The sequence below is a fragment of the Niallia sp. FSL W8-1348 genome, assembly GCF_038006745.1.
In the GTDB taxonomy this organism is placed as follows: domain Bacteria; phylum Bacillota; class Bacilli; order Bacillales; family Cytobacillaceae; genus Niallia; species Niallia alba.
Genome location: NZ_JBBOVV010000001.1, coordinates 13426 through 34981, shown reverse-complemented (window position 1 = coordinate 34981; position 21556 = coordinate 13426). Strand labels below are relative to the sequence as shown.

The 21556-nt window shown below is 34.6% G+C and carries 18 protein-coding genes and 2 pseudogenes; 18 read left to right on the top strand and 2 right to left on the bottom strand.

Annotated elements, in window-relative coordinates:
- Positions 1-569: 569 nt before the first annotated feature.
- From NST60_RS00185 to NST60_RS00160, 6 genes and pseudogenes are all read left to right on the top strand, one after another.
- Positions 570-1790, top strand: coding sequence for a HAMP domain-containing sensor histidine kinase (locus NST60_RS00185; RefSeq protein ID WP_341097913.1), 1221 nt, complete (start codon positions 570-572; stop codon positions 1788-1790).
- Between the two features lie 204 nt (positions 1791-1994).
- A pseudogene (locus tag NST60_RS00180) lies at positions 1995-2204 on the top strand (HAD family hydrolase); the annotation flags it as partial.
- Positions 2205-2299: 95 nt separating this feature from the next.
- Positions 2300-3106, top strand: a complete 807-nt coding sequence (locus NST60_RS00175) for a hypothetical protein (protein WP_341097911.1) — start codon at positions 2300-2302, stop codon at positions 3104-3106.
- A gap of 481 nt (positions 3107-3587) precedes the next feature.
- Positions 3588-5024 carry a DDE-type integrase/transposase/recombinase gene (locus NST60_RS00170; protein ID WP_016205479.1) on the top strand — a complete coding sequence of 479 codons (1437 nt, stop codon included), beginning with the start codon at positions 3588-3590 and terminating at the stop codon, positions 5022-5024.
- Between the two features lie 272 nt (positions 5025-5296).
- Positions 5297-6454 carry a stage II sporulation protein P gene (gene spoIIP, locus NST60_RS00165; protein ID WP_101731297.1) on the top strand — a complete coding sequence of 386 codons (1158 nt, stop codon included), beginning with the start codon at positions 5297-5299 and terminating at the stop codon, positions 6452-6454.
- A gap of 148 nt (positions 6455-6602) precedes the next feature.
- Positions 6603-6725 carry a hypothetical protein gene (locus NST60_RS00160; RefSeq protein ID WP_263479867.1) on the top strand — a complete coding sequence of 41 codons (123 nt, stop codon included), beginning with the start codon at positions 6603-6605 and terminating at the stop codon, positions 6723-6725.
- Positions 6726-6847: 122 nt separating this feature from the next.
- Here the strand turns inward: NST60_RS00160 and NST60_RS00155 are convergent, their stop codons facing one another.
- Positions 6848-7015: a DUF3934 family protein gene (locus tag NST60_RS00155; protein ID WP_084668780.1), complete on the bottom strand. Its 168-nt coding sequence runs from the start codon at positions 7013-7015 to the stop codon at positions 6848-6850.
- Positions 7016-7388: 373 nt separating this feature from the next.
- On the opposite strand from NST60_RS00155, the gene NST60_RS00150 reads away from it, so the two are divergent.
- From NST60_RS00150 to NST60_RS00115, 8 genes and pseudogenes are all read left to right on the top strand, one after another.
- Entirely contained in the window at positions 7389-8234 is an 846-nt protein-coding gene (locus NST60_RS00150; RefSeq protein ID WP_040344263.1) for a protein phosphatase 2C domain-containing protein, read from the top strand.
- A gap of 140 nt (positions 8235-8374) precedes the next feature.
- A complete protein-coding gene (locus NST60_RS00145; protein WP_341097908.1) occupies positions 8375-9763 on the top strand; it encodes an aminotransferase-like domain-containing protein in 1389 nt (462 codons plus the stop codon).
- Between the two features lie 116 nt (positions 9764-9879).
- The gene (locus NST60_RS00140; protein WP_341097907.1) at positions 9880-11148 is read left to right on the top strand and encodes an MFS transporter; all 1269 of its coding nucleotides are present in this window, start codon (positions 9880-9882) and stop codon (positions 11146-11148) included.
- 155 nt (positions 11149-11303) lie between these two features.
- Positions 11304-11855, top strand: a complete 552-nt coding sequence (locus tag NST60_RS00135) for a hypothetical protein (protein WP_016204980.1) — start codon at positions 11304-11306, stop codon at positions 11853-11855.
- Between the two features lie 475 nt (positions 11856-12330).
- Entirely contained in the window at positions 12331-13149 is an 819-nt protein-coding gene (locus NST60_RS00130; RefSeq protein ID WP_016204981.1) for a lipid II flippase Amj family protein, read from the top strand.
- Between the two features lie 202 nt (positions 13150-13351).
- Positions 13352-13609, top strand: a pseudogene (locus tag NST60_RS00125) (GNAT family N-acetyltransferase); the annotation flags it as partial.
- A gap of 313 nt (positions 13610-13922) precedes the next feature.
- A complete protein-coding gene (locus NST60_RS00120; protein WP_101731289.1) occupies positions 13923-14375 on the top strand; it encodes a MarR family winged helix-turn-helix transcriptional regulator in 453 nt (150 codons plus the stop codon).
- Positions 14376-14402: 27 nt separating this feature from the next.
- Entirely contained in the window at positions 14403-14921 is a 519-nt protein-coding gene (locus NST60_RS00115) for a GNAT family N-acetyltransferase (RefSeq protein WP_016204984.1), read from the top strand.
- Positions 14922-14971: 50 nt separating this feature from the next.
- Here the strand turns inward: NST60_RS00115 and NST60_RS00110 are convergent, their stop codons facing one another.
- Positions 14972-16102 (bottom strand): IscS subfamily cysteine desulfurase, encoded by a 1131-nt coding sequence (locus tag NST60_RS00110; protein WP_016204985.1) that lies wholly within the window; start codon positions 16100-16102, stop codon positions 14972-14974.
- Between the two features lie 292 nt (positions 16103-16394).
- On the opposite strand from NST60_RS00110, the gene nadB reads away from it, so the two are divergent.
- The 4 genes from nadB (at position 16395) to NST60_RS00090 (ending at position 21556) form a co-directional block, all read left to right on the top strand.
- Positions 16395-17990 carry an L-aspartate oxidase gene (gene nadB, locus NST60_RS00105; protein ID WP_341097905.1) on the top strand — a complete coding sequence of 532 codons (1596 nt, stop codon included), beginning with the start codon at positions 16395-16397 and terminating at the stop codon, positions 17988-17990.
- On the top strand, positions 17944-18780 hold the full coding sequence (gene nadC / locus NST60_RS00100) for a carboxylating nicotinate-nucleotide diphosphorylase (RefSeq protein WP_341097903.1): 837 nt from the start codon (positions 17944-17946) through the stop codon (positions 18778-18780). Before nadB ends, nadC begins: the two co-directional genes overlap by 47 nt.
- A gap of 21 nt (positions 18781-18801) precedes the next feature.
- The gene (nadA, locus tag NST60_RS00095) at positions 18802-19905 is read left to right on the top strand and encodes a quinolinate synthase NadA (protein WP_341097902.1); all 1104 of its coding nucleotides are present in this window, start codon (positions 18802-18804) and stop codon (positions 19903-19905) included.
- 208 nt (positions 19906-20113) lie between these two features.
- Positions 20114-21556, top strand: a complete 1443-nt coding sequence (locus NST60_RS00090) for a sigma factor-like helix-turn-helix DNA-binding protein (protein ID WP_341097900.1) — start codon at positions 20114-20116, stop codon at positions 21554-21556.

Here is a 21556-nt window from a genome sequence, read left to right as displayed (position 1 = left end):
ATGCAGATAGAATTAAGGATTTGGCAGATGTGAACGAACTTACTCTATTGAAGAACGTCAGCCAGAACTAGAAATATAGCGTCAAAAACAGTTTTAGAATAAGCTGGACTACAAAAAGAAGGAATTTTAAGGTAAAATAGACTTTTACATAGTGAGTAGCTCAACTACCTGGGTACGTTTTTTCATTAAGATGATGGACAACTCATAATAAAAGGCTGTTTTCTAAAGAATTGTTGTTTTTTAATCGAAAAAAGGAATTAATTGGAAAAATGAAGCAGCCGGAATACACGTAGACTCCTGTGGGATTAGCGAGACAGTCTGAGACCCCGGAGGCGAAGCTGAGGAGGCTTAAGCTTCGCCCCACGGAAAGCGAAGTGTATTCCAGCTGCGGGTAATCGCAACAAACTTTACGAAAACAGCCTAATAAAAACTTAAAGAGCTTGGTCCAGAAGGCAAAGAGGAAAAGATTACAAGGTGAGTACCTTTTAAGATATCGCTTTTCTACGTATCCAAATAAACATTTTTTCTATAATATAATAAGATACAATAGTATTGTGAGGACTTTTCAAATGATAGACAATGAATTTTTACCAAGTATTAAGCTGTATCGTCTTATTATTAGCTTGTTAATTATATTAATGAGTGCAGGGTTAGTATTAATTTACGAAGAAGATGGACGAATTATTTCTCTTTCTTTAGTTTTTCAATTTTTATTTGTAGCATGTATTGCAATTCTATTAATAATTTTTCCGAATAAAGATTCAATAAATGTTAGAGCTGCGATTACTTTTTTCATGTCTGCATACTTTTTCTTTATGTTTTTACGATTTCCTGACAGATTTGCATCGTTATTACTTATTAGTTTTATCCCAGTAATCCCTATATTGTTTCTACATACTAGATTGTTCTATGTAACATTGCTGAGTAATATTACGATAACTGTTAGCATTATTATCTACTTGATGATGTATGACACACGTAGTATACATACATACACCTATTTGGATTACTATGGAGTAGCCATTAACTTCCTTGGGACACAGCTTATGCTACTTTTCCTCTTCCTTCTCTTCCAAAAAAAGATGAAGGATCAAGAGTTATATTACGTTCAAGTTAAGCAAGATGAAAAGCTAAGGACAACTGGACAGCTTGCGGCAGCTGTTGCCCATGAAATTCGCAACCCTATTACGGTAGTAAAAGGATTTATCCAACTGCATGAAAATGATCATTCGATACCAGAGCATATCAAAAAGCATTACAAGCTGATGTTGGATGAGTTACAAGCCGCTGAAACAGTTATTTCTGATTTTTTATCACTCGCAAAGCCTGTGGAAACCAAGACGGAGATTGTATCAGTCAACCCTTCACTTCATACTGTGATGGACTTATTAAACACCTATGCGTCGGTTGATACTATTCATATTGAGTTAGAAATTGAAAATGAATACAAAATCCAATGTAATATCTTGGAGTTTAAGCAGTTATTTGTGAATTTATTAAAAAATGCGATTGAAGCTTCACATCATGGAGATACAATTCGAGTAAAAGTAACAAGTGAAAAGGATATAGTGAAAATTGTGATAGTCGATAGCGGTTCAGGAATGAACCGAGAACAACTAGAGAGGATAGGAACCCCTTTCTACTCATTAAAAGCCAAAGGAACAGGACTAGGCTTAATGATCTGTTATAACATTGTCCAAAAATATAATGGAACGATTAACTTTTGGAGCGAGGAAGGAATAGGGACAGAGGTTACAGTGACCTTTCCCATTGTAAAAACGGATGGTTAGGAAATTATTATATACAAACTAAATGAAGTTGAAGTCAGTATATTTCAAGAGACTGTCCACAGCAACTGTCTTCAACAGCAGAGTGGATGGCAAATCTAGCTACGGATTGGGATAGAAAGTTAGAATGGATTAAGCGCATAGCAGAAGATTAATAATGGAAGTTAAATAGACGATTATAGACTAGTTTTGATCGAGCTGTGTAATAAAATATTTGAATTAACATTAAATAAGCTTAATGTATTGCCGAAAGACACATTATTCGTAGGAGATGACTTAGAAAAAGATATTGGCGGATGTCAAAGGGCAAATATAAAGGGGATATGGTTCAATCCTTATAGAACGGAGAATCATACGAAAATAAAACCATATGCTGAAATTCATACATTTGATCGTTTATTAAGTTATATTACATGATTATAATGATTTATTTGGTGCTTTCTAACTGTTGTAATAAGGAAACTTTTCACCAATATTCATAACCTCCATAAAGTATAATGGGGGTTATGAATATGAAAAATATTGAGTATCATCAAAAATACTTTCGTCCATCTCGATTACCAGCATTAAATCTTGGACTATTAACGTCCGAGTTTTTTAATCCTTTTTATGGTAAAACATATAATGAAATACAGTTACCTGCTGAATTAACTAAAACACCTGAAGACACTATTCTAAATTATTTTCGTATATTACTGGAAGCAGGAAATCTGTTAGGTAGAAGCTGTGGTTCGGTTGGTCAAGGACATATGCCATTTCCAATTGCTTATAATTTCTTATCAAAAGAATATCAAGAGAAAGTAAGTTATAAGGAGTACGTACAAACATTTGCTGGAGTTGGACATACGAGTTTAATCAAGCTTTCCAAAATAGCTACTGAAAAACAGGCAATACGTTTTTTTTATGAAATTGAAACTATTGTAGGTTCCATAGATTTCACGGCTGAATATTTTGGGTATTCGTATGGATTTATGGAGATTATATATGAACATTCGGGCTACCGAATTAATACAAACCAACAAATTCGCGAAGATTTTCTATGTGCACCCTACCATCTTTGGGAGCATGATGCAGAAGCAGCTATTGATATAAAATATGGAGAATGGTGCAAGCTGATTAAGAAAAGATATCCTACAATAAAAAAAGACTATGTGAATTATATTTACTTTCAAGGCACCGATGAAGCTGACTATTGTATTATTTTCTTTACTTTAACGAATGGCACGGATATAGAAATTATTCAGTATCGTAAGGAAAGCAATGAAGATTGGAAACAGGTAAAACTCGTTCCTGAAAAAGATTGTTTGCAAGAACCTTGAAAACAAAGAGAATATATTATTAATAAAAAATTCAACCATTAGAGTACACTATTGGTGTACCAGACTTTATGACGGCTTTATTTCAAAAGAAGAGAGATAAATTAGAGGGAATATTTTAATTTATACATTTAAAATATTTATGCAATGCAAAGTAAACGTGATACTTAAGGTATTGCGTTTTTTTGTGTAGTTTCACATTAACTGGTAATGGTGGTTTCTTCATACATCCATCTTAAATTTTAAAATAAAACTATAGATTGACGATTCTAAGCTGTTCTTTTGAATTATTTGGAAGAACGCTAGTCTATTTTATAGTAATACATCATATGTTTTTGAAGACGTATTGTCAAAACTTTATATAGAAATAGGCTATTATATCCTATAATAGAGGGCTTTTTGAGCAAAAAAATTGCCACCCCCTGAATTCTAAGGATAATTGAGGTTACCACACACCCAACAACCTAGAATAGGAAGTGACAAATTGTACCCTCAAATTATAACCTATTTACTTACTTTTATTAAGTACCAAGATCAGGTTATTCGAACATTATTAACTCTTTTGATTGGGAAAAGTATGTTTGATAAACCTGTAGAAAAACCTGTAAATAAGCCTTATCGAAAACTACAGGTAGACGACCTCCCAATCATCGAAACCCTACAAAAGTTTGATTATAAACTTCTTTTGAATGAGTATCAGGAGAAAAATGGGAAACCCCTTAAACCTGTTCGAAGACACTCAAATTCAAAAACAACTGTTCCTTCCAGCATAAAATGTCCAAAGTGTGGTGCTCCATCTGATTTTCTTTATGCAAATAACGGAGACAAGGGACAGTATCAATGCAAGGTGTGTACATGTTTGTTTAACCAAAAAAATCATTATTCAAAAGAGGCAATTTTAAAATGTCCTCACTGTGCTAAAACGCTTGAAAAGGTCAAAGAGAGAAAAGATTTCGATGTATTCAAGTGTAAAAACAACGACTGTTCTTATTACCAAAAGAAACAAAATGGACTATCTTCAAAAGAGAAAAAACAGTTTAAAAAGGATCCACAGGCATTTAAAATGCGTTATATTTTCCGTCAGTTTCGTATCGATTACCAACCCTTATCGAAGCGTTCACCTCAGAAACCAAAGTTAGATTTATCAAGACTATATGTGTCGCCACATACATTGGGACTGATTTTGACCTACCATGTGAACTATGGGTTGTCAGCCCGTAAAACAGCTGCACTCATGAAGGATGTACATGGTGTATCCATCTCCCACCAAAGCATTTTGAATTACGAAAATAGCGTAGCACTGATGCTTAAACCTTATGTGGACCATTATCCTTATGAGCTTTCTGATCAATTCTGTGGAGACGAGACCTACATTCGAGTGAAAGGTCGCTGGCATTATTTATTCTTCTTTTTTGATGCCGTAAAAAAGATTATTCTGTCTTATCCTGTTTCTCCTAATCGAGATACTCAGTCAGCCATTCTGGCTATCGATGAGGTTCTTCTAAAGATGAAGGAAATCCCTAAAAACCTCACGTTTATTGTAGATGGCAATCCGATTTACCTATTAGCCCAACATTTCTTTGCCCAACATGATATTTCGTTTGATGTGAAGCAAGTCATTGGATTAACCAACGAAGATCCAGTATCAACAGAATACCGACCACTCAAGCAAATTATTGAACGACTCAATCGAACGTTTAAAGGAAATTATCGCTCGACTCATGGGTTTGGATCTGATCATGGATCTGTTTCTTTCGTCACTTTGTTTGTCGCATACTTTAACTTTCTACGGCCTCATTCAGCCTTAGAAGGAAAAGTACCTGTGATTCATCCAGAGTTACTTCAGCTTCCCAATATGCCAGCAAGATGGACTAAGCTAATTGGATTAGCTCAAGATTGGATTATAGAACAAACAACCTAGCTTTTGTTTAGCTGAGCCCTGAACCAGCAATCGGCGGAGCGAACTCTTGACAAACCGAACTTGCCAATGGTTTAAAATGGAAAAAATCAAGGGCTTATTTGGCATGCCTTCTTTTGTCCCCTTCGCCCTTGATAACCTGAATTCAAACCATTGGTGTGTTTGTCAAGAGCGATTGCGAGCCTCTCCACTTCAAAAAGGAAAGAAGAAAAAGACTTCAGGTTACTTTTTCATAGAAGTTTTGACACTACCTTTGAAGAGAAAGGGGGAAAAGTATGAATAATTCCAAAAGTCGATCATTAATTAGGTATTTACATATAACTATTCTAGGTATTATCTTAGTTTTTATTTTAATAGCTTTAATTACTACATCTTTTTTTTCTTTTAAATTGACTTCCAATAATGTTGCTAATCTACTAAATGATATAAATTCTACAGAATTGTATTTGGAATTCATTCATAGTGAGAATCATTTATTTCCCCCATCAGAAGCAAGAGAGTTTTCTCTTTCTAATTTTTTTCTACCATTATCATCAAATATCCATTTTGATGATATAAGAACATTATTGGGGAGAGAGCTACCAGCTTTAGCATTCTTTCATACAGAAATAGTCGTCGCTGAGGAAGGGACAACTATTGCAGATTTACCATTTGAATCCATTCCATCTAAGGAAATGTTAGAAAATCCAGTTGAGGTAGATGAAGAAAAGGCTGAGCAAGAGCAAAAAGAAGAACAGCCGACTAAAGAGGATCGTAATAGGGCTATAACAAAACCAAAAAATAAAACTGTATTTATTTACAATTCGCATAATTTTGAAGCTTATCTCCCATTGCTAAAAAACACAAAAAATAATGATAATGTAGTCAGTGCAGATGAACGAGCAAATGTAGTAGGAGTAAGTAGCAAGCTTTCAGAATTGCTTCAACAAGAAGGGTTAGGCGTTGAGTTAGATAAGACAAATATCAATCAGGTTATCCTTGACCGAAAATGGGACTATACTTATTCTTATACAGTTTCAAAAGAAGTAGTTGAAACGGCAATTAATAATAATGGTAATTTAAAATACTTAATTGATATACATCGTGATTCAGCTAGAAAAAAACAAACAACAGCAAATATTAACGGAAAAAACTACGCTAAACTCTTATTTATTATAGGAAAAGAAAATAAAAATTACGAGCAGAACGAGCAATTTGCAACAAAATTGCATAATGCGCTAAAGAAAAAATATCCTGGAATTTCAAAAGGTGTTTATGCAAAAGGATATGAACTAGGCAATGGGGTTTATAATCAGAATTTTTCTGATCGTGCTATTCTTTTAGAAGTCGGTGGAGTAGATAATACAAATGCAGAATTGACGCGAAGCATAGAAGCTTTTGCGGACGTCTACAGTAAATTATATTGGGAAGAAAATCAGGCTACACAACAGTAAAATAAAATGCTTAGGTGAACATAATTTTCTTCTAGGTATCTTTTCTTTGACAGAGTAATGCTTGTTACCTTAATTTTAAAATAGCACTGTTTTCTGCTGAAATTTGTATGTAGACATTGTATAGGATAGGCGAAACAGGGGGAGAAACATGAACGTTGAATTAACAAGGTTTAAAGTTAAAAAAGGTAAATCGGAGAAAGTAGAGTTGCTGCTTAATGTGTTTTTATCTTTAATGGAAGGAAACTTTATAGGAGAGAGTCCAATAGTTTAACACAAACATTTTAAATGGTAGATCAAAAAGGACACTTAGTTAGCAAGTGTCCTTTTTGATTTTAATCGATTAATACTTTATATACATGTCTTTTTCACTTATCGTTATTTAACTAATAAGAACTATTTTTCAGATGTATTACCATTATTAGCGTTCTCAGTATTTTTGCGATTTTTAACACCTTTACTTTTGTAGGGTTTATTACTCTTGGCTTTGTTTGCACTAGCTTGCCAACGATTCCATCCCTTCTTACCAGTTCCCCTGCCTGTTCCACCTTTACCTTTAGCCATTCTATCATCTCCGATTTTCTTGTGCGATTACATATCTATCAATAGTTAGTTTTATCTTTTTAGTTTGATAAAAATCATACATAATGAACTATAAGTATATAACAGAAAGATCATGATTTAAACAATAAACATATTTAAAGTTATTTGGAGATATTTTCCTTAGAGCGAACCAGTTCCTTATTAACTTTTTTTCAGGAAGGAATAAGGATCTTTGCTACAGAACTTATAAATGAATACAATATCTGATGCAAAATCGATTAAAAATAAATTATTTATAAAATGAAAGTTCATAATGAACCTACCAATACGTTTCCGAGAAGGAAAAATTGATTTTGTAGGTATTGTAAGCCAATTAATTCATGGAGGGATATCTTTGAAAATAGCACATATAACATGTAAAGGAGTAAGTGAGTTAAACGAAGATTCGTTAATAATTAATAACGATGCTCAAGTGTTTGGGGTTGCTGACGGTGTTTCTTCATTAGTACCAACAAAAGATAAAAATAATCGTACTGGTGGCTACATAGCTTCTAATGAAGTAAAAAGTTATTTTGAAACAATTAAAAATAGTAAGTCTCTTCTATCTGATGTGAAAATGATAAATGATACACTAAAAAAGAAAATGTTAAATAATAATATTAATATATTGGAGAAAGAACAGTTATGGGGAACAGCTTTAGCAGTTATAAAAGTATCGGAGAATAGCATAGAATATGTTCAGACTGGTGACTGTATGATTCTAGCGGTTTATGTAGATAACAATGAGATTAGACCATTAACACGTCTCCAAGTAAGCCATTTAGAGAAAGGTGCAATCGTAAAGTGGAAGGAGTATATAAATAAAGGAATAACGAAAAGGGATGATTTATTAACAAAAGTTAAAGATATTCTCCTTTCAAACAGGCAAAAAAGTAATTCTAAAGATGGATATGGTGTTTTAAATGGCGAACCAGAAGCCATTAACTACATAGAGTACGGGAAGATAAACCGGAATAGATTAAAGCATTTAATACTAGTAACAGACGGATTATTATTGCCAAGAGAAATAGTTCCCACTCAAATAAATTATTGGGAGTATATCACTAATTTAATTCTTGAAAAAAGTATGGAACAATATGCTTTGGAATTAATTAAGTTAGAAGATTCTGATCCAGAGTGTTTAAAATATCCAAGATTTAAAAAATCTGATGATAAAACAGGGATTGTTATTAGTTTTTAATATAAAAGATCCCATTCTTAAATAAAGCTAAGAAGAATAGGGGCGTAAAAAAGTTTAATCTGGAAACAATGTAATAGGTTAGAAAACCAATTGCTTTTACAAATATTTTGATCATATAATGGATTAAAAAGGTGTAAATTATGCCAATTAATTCTTTTGAAAACTATCCGATGAGCTGGAAGCCATCTATTGATAAAATGAAAAAGCCAATTTATATAGAGTTGGCAAGACAATTGGAACGGGACATCTTAGAGGGAACTTTATTACCTGGAACCAAACTCCCTCCACAGCGAGAACTAGCAGATTTTTTAGATTTAAATTTGAGTACTATTTCAAAGACCTTTAAAGTTTGTGAGTTGAAAGGCTTGTTAAGTGCATCTGTAGGAAGCGGTACATTTGTTTCGTATGATGCTGTATCAAATGCTTATTTACTAGAAGATATAAAGCCAATCCATCTGATAGAAATGGGTGCTACATTGCCAGATAATGATTCCTTTGAGCCATTGATGCTCCAACTTAAAAGGATGGTCCAAGAAGCAGATTATGAAAAATGGTTTGGCTATGGTCGCTCAGGCGAAAGCCATTGGCAAAAGGATGCAGCTATTAAGCTAATTCGCCGGGGTGGTTTTAAAACAACAGTGGATCATATCTTATTTGCAAATGGGGGACAAAATGCTATAGCAGCTACCTTGGCAAGTCTTTGCAAGCCAGGAGAACGAATTGGTGTGGACGAACATACATATCCCGGTCTAAAAACAGTTGCAGCTATGCTCAGTGTACAAATTGTGCCAATAAAGTCCATTCATTATGAAATGAGTCCAACATCTTTTGAAGATGCCTGTAAAAATGATAATATAAAAGGAATTTATTTAATTCCAGACTATCATAATCCAACGACTACTATTATGTCGGTAGAGAATCGGAAACAGATTGCCGAAATTGCTAAAAAGTATAACCAGTTTGTGATTGAGGATGCATCGTACCATCTTCTCCACGAAAAACCCTTACCAGCAGTCGCATCATTTGCTCCAGAACAGGTCATCTATATTGCAAGTTTATCAAAATCATTAGCGCCAGGATTACGATTAGCATATGTCGCTGTGCCGAGCCAATTTAAGGAAACTATTTCTAAAGCTCTTTATAATTTAAATATAACAGTGTCTCCTCTATTAGCAGAACTTACGGCTAGAACGATTGTATCCAATCAATTTGAAAACTTGATCGATAGGCATCGAGAACAAAACATAAGGAGAAATCGACTGTTGAATCAATATTTGTCAGATTATACATGTCTTGGTGATGAAACTGGGATTTTTCGCTGGTTGTTATTACCTAGAAAGATAACGGGTGCTCAATTTGAAATGTTGGCAGCACAAAATGGGGTACAGCTTTATGGAGCTGAACGTTTTGTCGTTGGAAATAGCAATCCTGATAGAGCGGTAAGGATTTCTGTATGTGCACCAAATTCACTAGAAGAACTCGAACGAGGATTAAGAATTATCAAAGATTTGCTAGATAATCTAAACTAAAATTGTTCGCCATACAATTATAATATTGTGTGGCTTTTTTATTGCATGTTATGATGACTTAAAATCTAGTTGGTTATTATTAGAAGCATGGATATTTAGAAAGGCAGGTAGAGAATGTGTTTGACGTTCAATCGGATCAGTTACAAAGTTACATCGATTCAGCAGATAAACAAAAATCTTTATATAAACGCACTTTATTTATTGTTAGTATTTCACAAATTTTTGGTGGCGCGGGCTTAGCAGCGGGAGTTACGGTTGGGGCTCTTCTTGCACAGCAAATGCTAGGTACAGATGCCTTTGCTGGATTACCTACAGCTTTGTTTACACTAGGATCAGCAGGAGCAGCTTTATTTGTGGGCAGATTTTCACAACGTTATGGCCGTCGAATTGGTCTGACAGCTGGATTTATCATTGGTGGGATTGGAGCAATAGGGGTCATAGTTTCAGCCATCATAAATAGCATTATTCTATTATTTATTTCTTTGCTTATTTATGGTGCAGGGACAGCAACAAATTTACAGGCACGATATGCAGGCACGGACTTAGCAAATAATAAACAGCGGGCAACTGCTATTAGTATAACGATGGTTTTCACAACATTTGGTGCAGTTGCTGGTCCTAATTTAGTCAATGTAATGGGGAATTTTGCTTTTTCTATTGGGATTCCGTCGCTTGCTGGTCCATTCATATTAGCTGCAGCGGCATATATTTTAGCTGGTCTTGTCCTTTTCATCATGCTTCGTCCAGACCCATTAGTGATAGCAAGAAGTATTGAAGCTAACCAGAAGTCTAATGATACAAGGGCTTCGACAACAAGAGAATATACAGAAGACAAAAGAGGTATCATCGTCGGTGCAGCCATTATGGTGCTAACTCAAATTGTTATGGTAGCAATTATGACTATGACGCCAGTTCATATGAGACATCATGGGCATGACTTAGGTGCTGTGGGGCTAGTAATTGGTTTCCATATAGGTGCCATGTATCTTCCCTCCTTGATTACAGGTATTCTTGTTGATAAGTTTGGTCGGATCGTGATGGCAATTATTTCTGGAATTACCTTGCTTGTCGCAGGTTTAATATCTGCATTTGCACCAGGAGATTCTATGATTCTACTAGTAATCGCTCTTTCCCTCCTTGGTTTAGGTTGGAATTTTGGGTTGATAAGTGGAACTGCTCTTATCGTTGATTCTACAGAACCTTCAACACGGGCTAAAACGCAAGGTACAGTGGATGTTCTAATAGCATTGTCAGGCGCTGCTGGAGGAGCCTTGTCTGGGATGATTGTAGCTGGCTCAAGTTATTCAACATTATCATTAGTCGGAGGGATTTTGTCGATCGTATTAATTCCAGTCGTGATATGGGCTCGTCAAAGTAAAAAATAGAACAGGATTTCAATAAATTACGATTGTTCGAAATGAGCAGTCGTCTTTTTATTTATAAAAAACTACCCTAAAAGGTACTAGTAAGCTAGATTCGTGTAGTAACAAAATATTCCAATAGTAATGTATAATAAGATAAAAGATAGAGAGGTGAATTTATGAATAGAGAACAGTTTCCACATGTCATAGCCATTGCGTCGGTATCAGGAGGAGGGAAAACAACAATATCTACACAGCTAACCGAAAGTTTACAATCTTCAAAAATACTATATTTTGATAATTACGATTTTGAAGGACCAGTTGACATAATAGATTGGGTAGATAGAGGAGCTAATTATGATGAATGGAATTTGACTCCCCTAATTAAAGATTTAGAAGGACTACTTAATGAATCTTTGGATTATATTGTTCTAGATTATCCGTTTGCCTATAAACATACGAAAATAAGCAAGCATATTGATAGTGCATTCTTTATCGACACTCCTTTGGATGTTGCAATGGCACGAAGAGTTACAAGAGATTTTAAGCATTCTACTGGTGAAGATATAATTTTGGAAATGAAAAATTATATCTCTTATGGTAGACGAGGTTATCTAGAAATGTTAAAAACGATAAAACCAAATTCAGATTTCATTGTCGATGGGGCTTTACCAATATTAGATATTGTTAATGTAATCTCTAAAAAGTTAGGTGAATTGAATAGCAAGTGAAAACTTGGGAAGTAGCTTCTTCTAGAAAGGGGATAATGATTGCTACTACTAAATATAATTAGTTTTAAATTCGGTATTAACTTATTCATTTCGACTGAATAGGTAAGTGGGTATTGTAAATCGACTTTTCGCAGTATCGCTTCTAAGTCAACGATAGTTTCTAATAGAGGTGTCTAACAAGTTCCTAGCCCATTGAATATAAATTACTCCTTACTTTATTCATTTAATAATAGATTGCCTTACTATATAATGGTTTAAAAATCTATTTCGTTGTCTCTGCTATTCGCACAAATGCTACTTGATGTTGAATATCGGAAGCAGGTATTTCATTATAATTAAAGTTTTTAAAAATTCCAGTGACCTCTAGTAGTATTTAAAACATCCAACAAAGGAAAAATAAATTTTAGAAAAATTTTCTAGTTAATTCCAAAAAAAGAGTTATAATGTACCTAGAATAAAAATATAAGGAGTTAATATGGAATTTATAACGACGAAGGTAGTAATCATATCTATTTTATTATTGATCATTACAATGGTAGAAACATTGGCTTATTCTACTAGAATATCTGGTACAAGAGTGAGGCTAATTGCTACTGCAATTTCTTTGTTCAGTACAATGGTTATTGTTTCACGGTTTTCTACTATGTTTCAACAGCCATTAACAGCAAAACTTATAGCAGAAGTTCCGAAAGGGGTAGATAAATTTGCTTTTATAGCTGGGCAATATAGGATTTTACTTGGAGTAACATCTATTGGAGTACTGCTTGGAATCTTGCTGTTCCCTACGTTTATTAATATTTTTTCACGAGCAATTGTTCAACTGGCAAACGAGCGAGGGTCTATGCTAGCTCTTTTTTCAAAGTTATTCAAACAAAATGGTTTTATAAAGCTTATAAGCTGTATAAAAATGCCGAGAATATCCTATCTTAAGGGGATTACGCTAGAGACTATTCCCAAACGACTATTTATTATGAATATCCTTATTTCTGCTATTTTTACAACAGGCGTTATTTCTTCAATGTATGCTTCCATTTTAGTTCCAGATGATATGCGGCAAGCTGCATCGATGTCATCAGGTGTTATTAATGGGATTGCGACAATCATCTTGACCTTATTTATTGATCCGAAAGCATCCGTTTTAGCTGATCGAGTGATGAAAAAACAAACAGATTACATTTATTTGAAGAGCTATTCTTTAACAATGGTTAGCTCCAAATTTATTGGTACGATAGTAGCTCAACTTCTGTTTTTACCTGCAGCATATTATGTAGCCTGGTTTGCAGAGTGGATTTAACTTTTTGAGTGAAAATAGGAAGGGGAGTAGGATGAAGAATCATTTAATTGCTATGTCGATTTTTAGGCTTTAGCCGAGAACCCTCGTGACTCAGTCATGAGATGAATCGGCTTCGGACAAGGGTTAGCTTCTGCTAACTCAATTGTCCGACATTCTCTTTTTTGGCTAAAATCACATATGATGTTTGAAAAAAGAATGAAATGTGCAACAAATTACATTCACGCCATACATCACCCATCAAGGTGGATGGCGAGCTACGATTGAAGGGGTTAGAACTGCTTCATCTGTTCGGGGAAAAGGAGTAGGTACTAAAATGATCTATTGGGCAATCGAGCGTGCCAAAGAACGAGGGTGTCATTTAATTCAGCTTACGACTGACAAACAAAGACCAGATGCCTTGCGTTTTTATGAACGATTAGGCTTTCAAGCAACACATGAAGGAATGAAGATGAAACTGTAGCATGAAAATTTGGAGGAAACAGAACGGGGTTAAGCAACTTATCGTCTAGCAGACTGTTCCCAATAAGCTAGGTATTTTTTATTTAAAACTTAAGCAAAGTCCAGTATATGTTTTAACTAATACTTTTCTTTTTTCATAAGCTCCACATTACTTCTTACTAACTAATTTATCTCAATCATGAGCTAAGATGGTTGCTTCAACCAACCATCTTCTACATTACTCACCGTTTTTAATGTTGCAAATGCAACAAAAATAAGTTATATTCAACGTAAGTAATTTTTGTTGTAAATGCGATAATAAAAAGGAGCAAATCATGAAAGAAATTCTTCGCGAAATTGGAATGATCGCACGGGCCTTAGATTCTATTAGTAATATTGAATTTAAAGAATTTGATCTTACAAAGGGGCAGTACTTGTATGTTGTGAGAATATGTGAAAACCCAGGGATTATCCAAGAAAAATTAGCAGAAATGATAAAAGTAGATCGAACAACCGCTGCACGCGCGATAAGCAAACTGGAGATTAATGGTTTCATTGAGAAGAAAAATGATCAACACAATAAAAAAATTAAAAAACTCTTTCCAACAGAGAGAGGCAAAAAAGTTTATCCTTTTATAAAAAGAGAAAACGAGTATTCAAATAATGTTGCATTAGAGGGTTTTTCTGAATCAGAGATAGAAGTGATATTTACTTTACTTCAAAGAGTAAGAAAAAATGTCGAAAAAGATTGGGATACAGTAAAGAAAGGAAACAAGAGGAATTATTGATTAAATATATAGTAGGGAGCTATTTCAATGACGATAAAGATAAAAAAGTGTAGACTTGCGGATATCGATAAACTTCAAGAAATAAGTTATCAAACATTTAATGAAACTTTTAAACATCAGAATTCATCGGAAAATTTGAAGGCTTATTTGGAAAAAGCATTCAATTTCGAACAAGTAGAAAAGGAATTATCCAATGTTTCTTCAGAATTCTATTTTGCCTGTTTTGACAATGAATTAGCTGGATATTTAAAAATTAATATAGATGATGCGCAATCTGAAAAAATCGATGATGATTCCCTTGAAATAGAAAGGATTTATGTGAAAAGTAAATTTCAAAAACATGGACTGGGAAAAATATTGCTAAATAAAGCTCTGGAAATGGCAAACAAGGAAAATAAAAAAATGGTTTGGCTTGGTGTCTGGGAAAAGAACGAAAATGCAATTAATTTTTATAAAAAAATGGGGTTCATCCAAACAGGGGCTCACTCCTTTTTTATGGGAGATGAAGAACAAACTGATCTGATCATGACGAAAATAGTGGAATAATAGTTATAAAGATGGTCAGCCATTATCTACTGACTGACCATTCTAGAATCTTAACGATACTTTGCATATTCTTTCGCTAATTCGTTTATTAACTTAGCTAAATCCATTATATCTTCTTTCGAGTTATCTTTTCCCAATGATATCCGAATAAATTCCTTTGCTTCACCATCTGCTAATCCAAGCGCCTTCATGGTTTTAGAAGGAGTATGTTTTCCAACCTGACAAGCACTTCCTGTTGATATAGCAAAGCCTCGCCGATTGCACTCAAGCATGAGCCATTGACCCTCCAATCCCTTTACTCGTAATCCAATAATTCCAGGATATTGTTCTATACATTCAAACAGTTTAATAGATTCAGCTTTAACGGTTTCTTTAAATAATGCACGAAGTTGGGAAAGTTCCTGTAAATTATCTGCTATCTTCAAGCATGTTTTTTGAGCAGCAACTGTCATACTGGCAATCCCTGCTGTATTTACGGTACCGGATCGAAAGCCTTTTTCATGACTGCCATTTGGCAAAAAGGGAATCCAAGCTGTTTGAGGATTAATATAGGCAATGCCGACTCCTTTAGGACCATAAAATTTATGTCCCGATATCGATAACCCATCAACAAATTTCGTCACTTCTGAAACGTCTATTTTTCCAAAACTTTGTACCATGTCACTATGAAAAAGAACATTGTATTTTCTACAAATAGTCCCAATTTCTTTAATAGGCTGAATGGCACCAATTTCAGAATTAACGTGCTGAATGGAAACTAGAATGGTATCTGGTCGAATAGATTGCTCTAAAAGTTGTGTATCGATTATTCCATTATCCAATAATGGGATATAAGTAATTTCATAGTCATTTACTGCTAATAATTGCATCGTACTATGAATGGAAGCATGCTCTGCAACAGATGTAATAATATGTTTTCCTTGTTTTTTTGTAGCGAGTACCAAATTTTGTATGATAAGAAAATTACTCTCCGTGCCGCCACTTGTAAAATAAACCCCATTTTTATCTGCGTTTAATAGTCTTCCCCATTCCTCGCGACAATTCTCCAAAATTTTTCCAGCTTTATCGCCCATATCATGAAGACTATTCGAATTAGCAAAGTATTTACAAGCAACGTCCACATAAACATTTGCTGCATCATTATCCAAAGGAGTAGTTGCAGCATAATCAAAATATTTCATATAAATTTCCTCCCATTATTATTTTTATAAAGTAGAAGAATCATAGTAAAGTTTATTTTTAAATGGAAAACATCTTTTAACAAATTTGAGCTATTTATAGTGAAAGGTATTTGATTCCTATGGGTAGAAGGGAAGTAAGATTTCACACAGGCTTTCTTTCTTCCCAGGGATTCTTGTGTCTAGAAAGGAAATCGACTTACTTTAATTAACGAAAATGAAAAAAACACTTGTCATTAGTTTAAAACTATGTAAATATAAGTGTCAAGACACCTGTAAAATAGGAGGGTGAAAAATGGATACAGATGTACTGATAATCGGCAGTGGTATCGCTAGTTTACAACTAGCCAAAAAACTTTCAACTGAATTTAATGTGATTATTCTCACAAAGTCTAAAGCTGAATTAAGTAATTCCTACCTAGCACAAGGAGGAATTGCTGCAAGTCTTGGAGATTCAGATGATTATAGAAAACATGCATTAGATACACTTGAAGCCGGACGCTTTCATAATAATCCAGAGGTAGTGGCAGAAATTACAAAGACAGCACCTCGTTTAATTGAAGAATTATGGCAAGATGGATGTACATTTGATAAGGATTCAACAGGGAAACTTTCATTGGGCATGGAAGGTGCTCATTCGGAAAAAAGAATTGTCCACAGTGGCGGCGATACTACTGGAAAAAAGGTAATGGAGTTTCTTACAGAAAATAAGAATAACAATATAGAATTAATCGAAAATGTTTTTGTCTATGAATTAATGGTAAATACTAATAGTAATCAATGTTTTGGAGCAAAGGGTATTACCGCAGATGGCACTCGAATAGAGTTTTATAGCGCGCATACTGTCATTGCAACTGGGGGATGTGGAACGCTTTATACTTATACAAGTAGTGCTTCCACCATTACAGGGGATGGTATTGCACTTGCATATTTAGCTGGTGCATCTATTATCGATATGGAATTTGTCCAATTTCATCCGACCTTACTATATGTAAATGGAGAAACGGTCGGTCTTATTTCAGAAGCGGTAAGAGGAGATGGAGCACGACTAGTAACTGCATCTGGAAAGTACATTATGGAAAATGTACATTCATATGAAGATTTAGCGCCACGCCATATTGTATCGCAAACAATCTATCAGTACTTATCAAATGGGGAAACGGTCTATTTAGATATATCAATGATTACAAATTTTCAAACAAGATTCCCTTCAATAACAAAAATGTGCATAGAGCATGGCATTGATTTGCAAAAAGGGTTGCTTCCCGTTGCTCCAGGCAGCCATTTCTTAATGGGAGGCATTGATACAGACCTTTTTGGAAGAACATCTGTTAATAACCTTTATGCCATCGGAGAAGCAGCTTGTACTGGATTTCACGGAGCGAATCGCCTAGCTAGCAATTCCCTTTTAGAAGGATTATATATGGGGAATAACTTGGCAAACCTCCTTCGGGAAATACCAAAGTCAAAAGTGAAAGGTTTCATATTAGAAAGGGAAGAATCGGATAATACATTGCATCCAATTTTTCCAGAAAAAGAAGAGTTACAACATCGCATGATGGCGAATGTGGGAATTGTTCGGAATGAAATAAACTTACAAAATCAGCTGCAATGGCTTGAGCGTTTTGGAATATCAGATTGCTTTAACCTTCCTCTAGAAAATAGATCGATTGAAGAGGTTGAGAAATATTTTATGCTTGTAACCTCTTGGCTTATTACAAGATCTGCTTTAGAAAGAAAAGAAAGCAGAGGTGGTCATTTCCGCTCTGATTATCCAGAGGAAAACGATGAATGGTTAAAGAAAAAGGTTAGCTTTAAACGAGAACTAACAAAGGAGAAGCCAAATGAATCAATTGAAATTGCACAAACAATTGGAAGCGTTCTTTATTGAAGATATTGGTGAACGAGATGTTACAACAGATGCCATTTTCCCAAAGGAGCAGCAAGGAGAGATTGTGTTTCTAGCAAAGGACAATGGGATTTTTTGCGGAGAAGAGGTTATTCAAGCAGGATTCCATGTGTTAAATCCAGCAATTGAGATAACGATGCTCGTCCGGGATGGAGATCGAATAGAAAGTAGCCAGCAAATAGCGACGGCAAAAGGGAATATTAGAGAGCTATTAAAAGGGGAACGAGTGATTTTAAACCTTGTTCAAAGAATGAGTGGGATAGCCACGAGAACCCGTGAAGCGGTCGATGTGTTAAACAGTGGCTATACGAAAATTTGTGATACACGAAAAACAACACCAGGATTACGAATGCTTGAAAAGTATGCAGTAACTGTTGGTGGCGGACATAATCATCGCTTTGGGCTGTATGATGCGGTCATGATTAAGGATAACCACATTGCTTTTGCTGGTTCGATTGCTAATGCGGTAAAGGCAGTTAAACAGTCGATTGGCCACATGGTCAAGGTTGAAGTGGAAACAGAGACGAAGGAACAAATGCTTGAAGCATTAGCAGCGGGTGCAGATGTCATTATGTTTGATAATCGGAAGCCAGAAGAAATTGTCGAGTGGATTCCCCATGTCCCAGAAACTGTTACAACAGAAGCGTCTGGTGGAATTACTTTAGATAATCTTGCTTCTTATCGAGAGTGTGGAGTGGACTATATTTCATTAGGATTTTTAACGCATTCGGTGAAAGCTTTAGATATTAGTGTAAAAGTAAGTATTCAATAAAGGATAAAAGGGGAGAGGAAAATGAATATTTTAGAGGGTTTACAAGCTTCGAATACGATACCTGAAAAATACTTAGCGATGACAAACACAGAATTAGAAGAACGAGTAGCAAGTATCAAGCAGCGCTTAGGAAAAAAACTATTTATTCCAGGCCATCATTATCAAAAGGATGAAGTCATTCAATTTTCCGATGCTACAGGGGATAGTTTAAAGCTAGCACAAGTTGCTGCAGAAAACACAGAAGCAGAGTATATTGTCTTTTGCGGTGTTCATTTTATGGCAGAAACAGCGGATATTTTAACAACAGAGAAGCAGAAAGTCTATTTGCCAGATATGCGAGCAGGTTGTTCCATGGCTGATATGGCCGATATTTATCAAACAAATCGAGCTTGGACAAAGCTTCAGGAATTGTTTGGCGACACGATTATTCCGCTTACCTATGTCAATTCAACAGCAGCTATTAAAGCATTTGTCGGAGAAAATGGAGGAGCAACCGTAACGTCCTCTAATGCAGAGAAAATGGTTTCTTGGGCATTTACGCAAAAGGAAAGATTGTTATTTCTACCAGATCAGCACTTAGGAAGAAATACAGCCTACAATTTAGGAGTACCTTTAGACAGAATGGCCATTTGGGATCCAATCAAAAATGAACTTGTTCATGAGTGTCCGCTAGAAGAAATTAAAGTTATTCTTTGGAAAGGACATTGTTCTGTACATGAGAATTTTACTGTGCAAAATGTGGAACAAGCTAGAAAGCAATATCCTCATATGAAAATCATTGTCCATCCAGAATGCAGTAGAGAAGTAGTGGCAGCATCTGACTTAGCTGGTTCGACGAACTATATTATCGATATTATTGAAAATGCGAAGTCAGGTAGTGCCTTTGCGATTGGGACGGAAATGAACTTAGTGAACCGGATTATTAAAGATCATCCCGATAAACAGATTATCTCTCTTAATCCGTATATGTGCGCTTGTCTCACCATGAATCGAATCGATTTGCCTCATTTTGTCTGGTGCTTAGAATCAATTGAACAGGACTTTGAAAGTAATCGTATTATCGTAGAAGAGCCAATTGCCTCGAATGCGAAATTGGCATTGGATAGAATGTTGGCTTTATCTTAAATATTGTTTGGAAATTGCTTCTAAGATTTTTTGAATGCTCCATTAAGTGTTAGATACGTCTCGTCTAACGCTAATGGGGCATTTTGTAATTCGTTTAAACAGAATATTGCATGAAGAAGGAATTTTCAAACAGATGATACTGACAACTTTTCTTCCATCATGTAAAATAAAGGTAATATAAAGGGCTTTCCAGAAAGGCGGAATGTGTTTGAAAATACGCCGTAAACATTTGTCAAAGCGAAATAATTTAAATGCAGATATAGAAGAATGGTATTTATTGGGATTTTTATTAACTGGAGACAAAGTATTGACCGACCGATTAATTACTAGAACAGTTAATCAAGTAAAGGACAAGTTTATCTCAATAAGACTCGATCATTTTGTCTTAAAACCATTAATCAAGGAATATAAGAAATATTATCGTAATCATGACATTATCTATCAACCTATCGATGCTAGCCCCCTATTAAATCGCCTTGGATTACTTAACGAACAAGCCCGTATTGCTTTTCTACTAAAGTATTATTACGATTATTCCTATAAAAAAATCGCCAACCATTTAGGGATTTCAGAAAGAAAAGCGAAGACAGTTATTTATGATGGCCTTACTATATGGACAAATAATGGTAAATTCGTATCAGTTAATAATATAGATGGGGTTTTAAAAAAAGAGATATTACTAATAAAAAGTAAATGGATAGAAAATGTAACGCCAGACAATAGAAATCAAGTCCTAGTTATGGGAACAAAAGGTAGGCATAAGCTACCAGGTTTATTATTAATATTATTAATTTTAGTTGCTGGCGGATCTATTAATCAAGAGACACTTAGCAAGACGAGAGTTAGTTTAGGACCTGATATTTATAAATATTTTAAAGAAGGAGGAGTGTTACAGATAAATCAAGACATTAAAGACAAAGGATTTGGGGACATTTATACCATACCTGATTCAGAGACAAAAACGATTGAAGTATATTTTCCCACACCAGAAAGATTAGGTGAAAAGGAGGAAGTAGCAGCTTTAATAGAGTCCTATTTAGAAAATAGAGATCTCGAGTATCAACTTGAATTTCAAGTACTAGACCAATTGGAAGTAGAACTAACTGATGAACAAAAAGATGCGAATAAAGTAATGGAAATGGAACAAGAGATATTCGAATTAGTCTCTGAAAACCCGTATTATTATATGCAAAGAGGTACCAGCGAACAATCTGGAGAATCAACAGAAATTCTTTTATCTGAAGAAATTTCAGTAGAAGAAGAAGAGATTTTAAAAGAGGAAATCGAAAATATTATACATAAACACAATTTGGAATGGAATTTTTCTTTTGGAAAGGTTTCGGCAGATGTAGTAGATATGGAAAGAGCAAAGTGGGATATTTATCTTGCTATAATAGAGGCATTTTTCTTTGGAGAAAATAAATACAAACTATATGATGTGTATTCAGAATATATAAATGGTGTTATGGAATTTAATGTATATACAGAACTTTCCCTTACAACAGAAAAAGATGCAGATGAAACAGAAGAGATTATAAAAGAGCTGAGAAGATCTTTACAATTTTTTCTCGAGCATGAAGATATTCAAGATCTAATGAATAATGTCCCTTATGTAATAAAGATACATGGAGAAAATAGAGAGGAAATATAA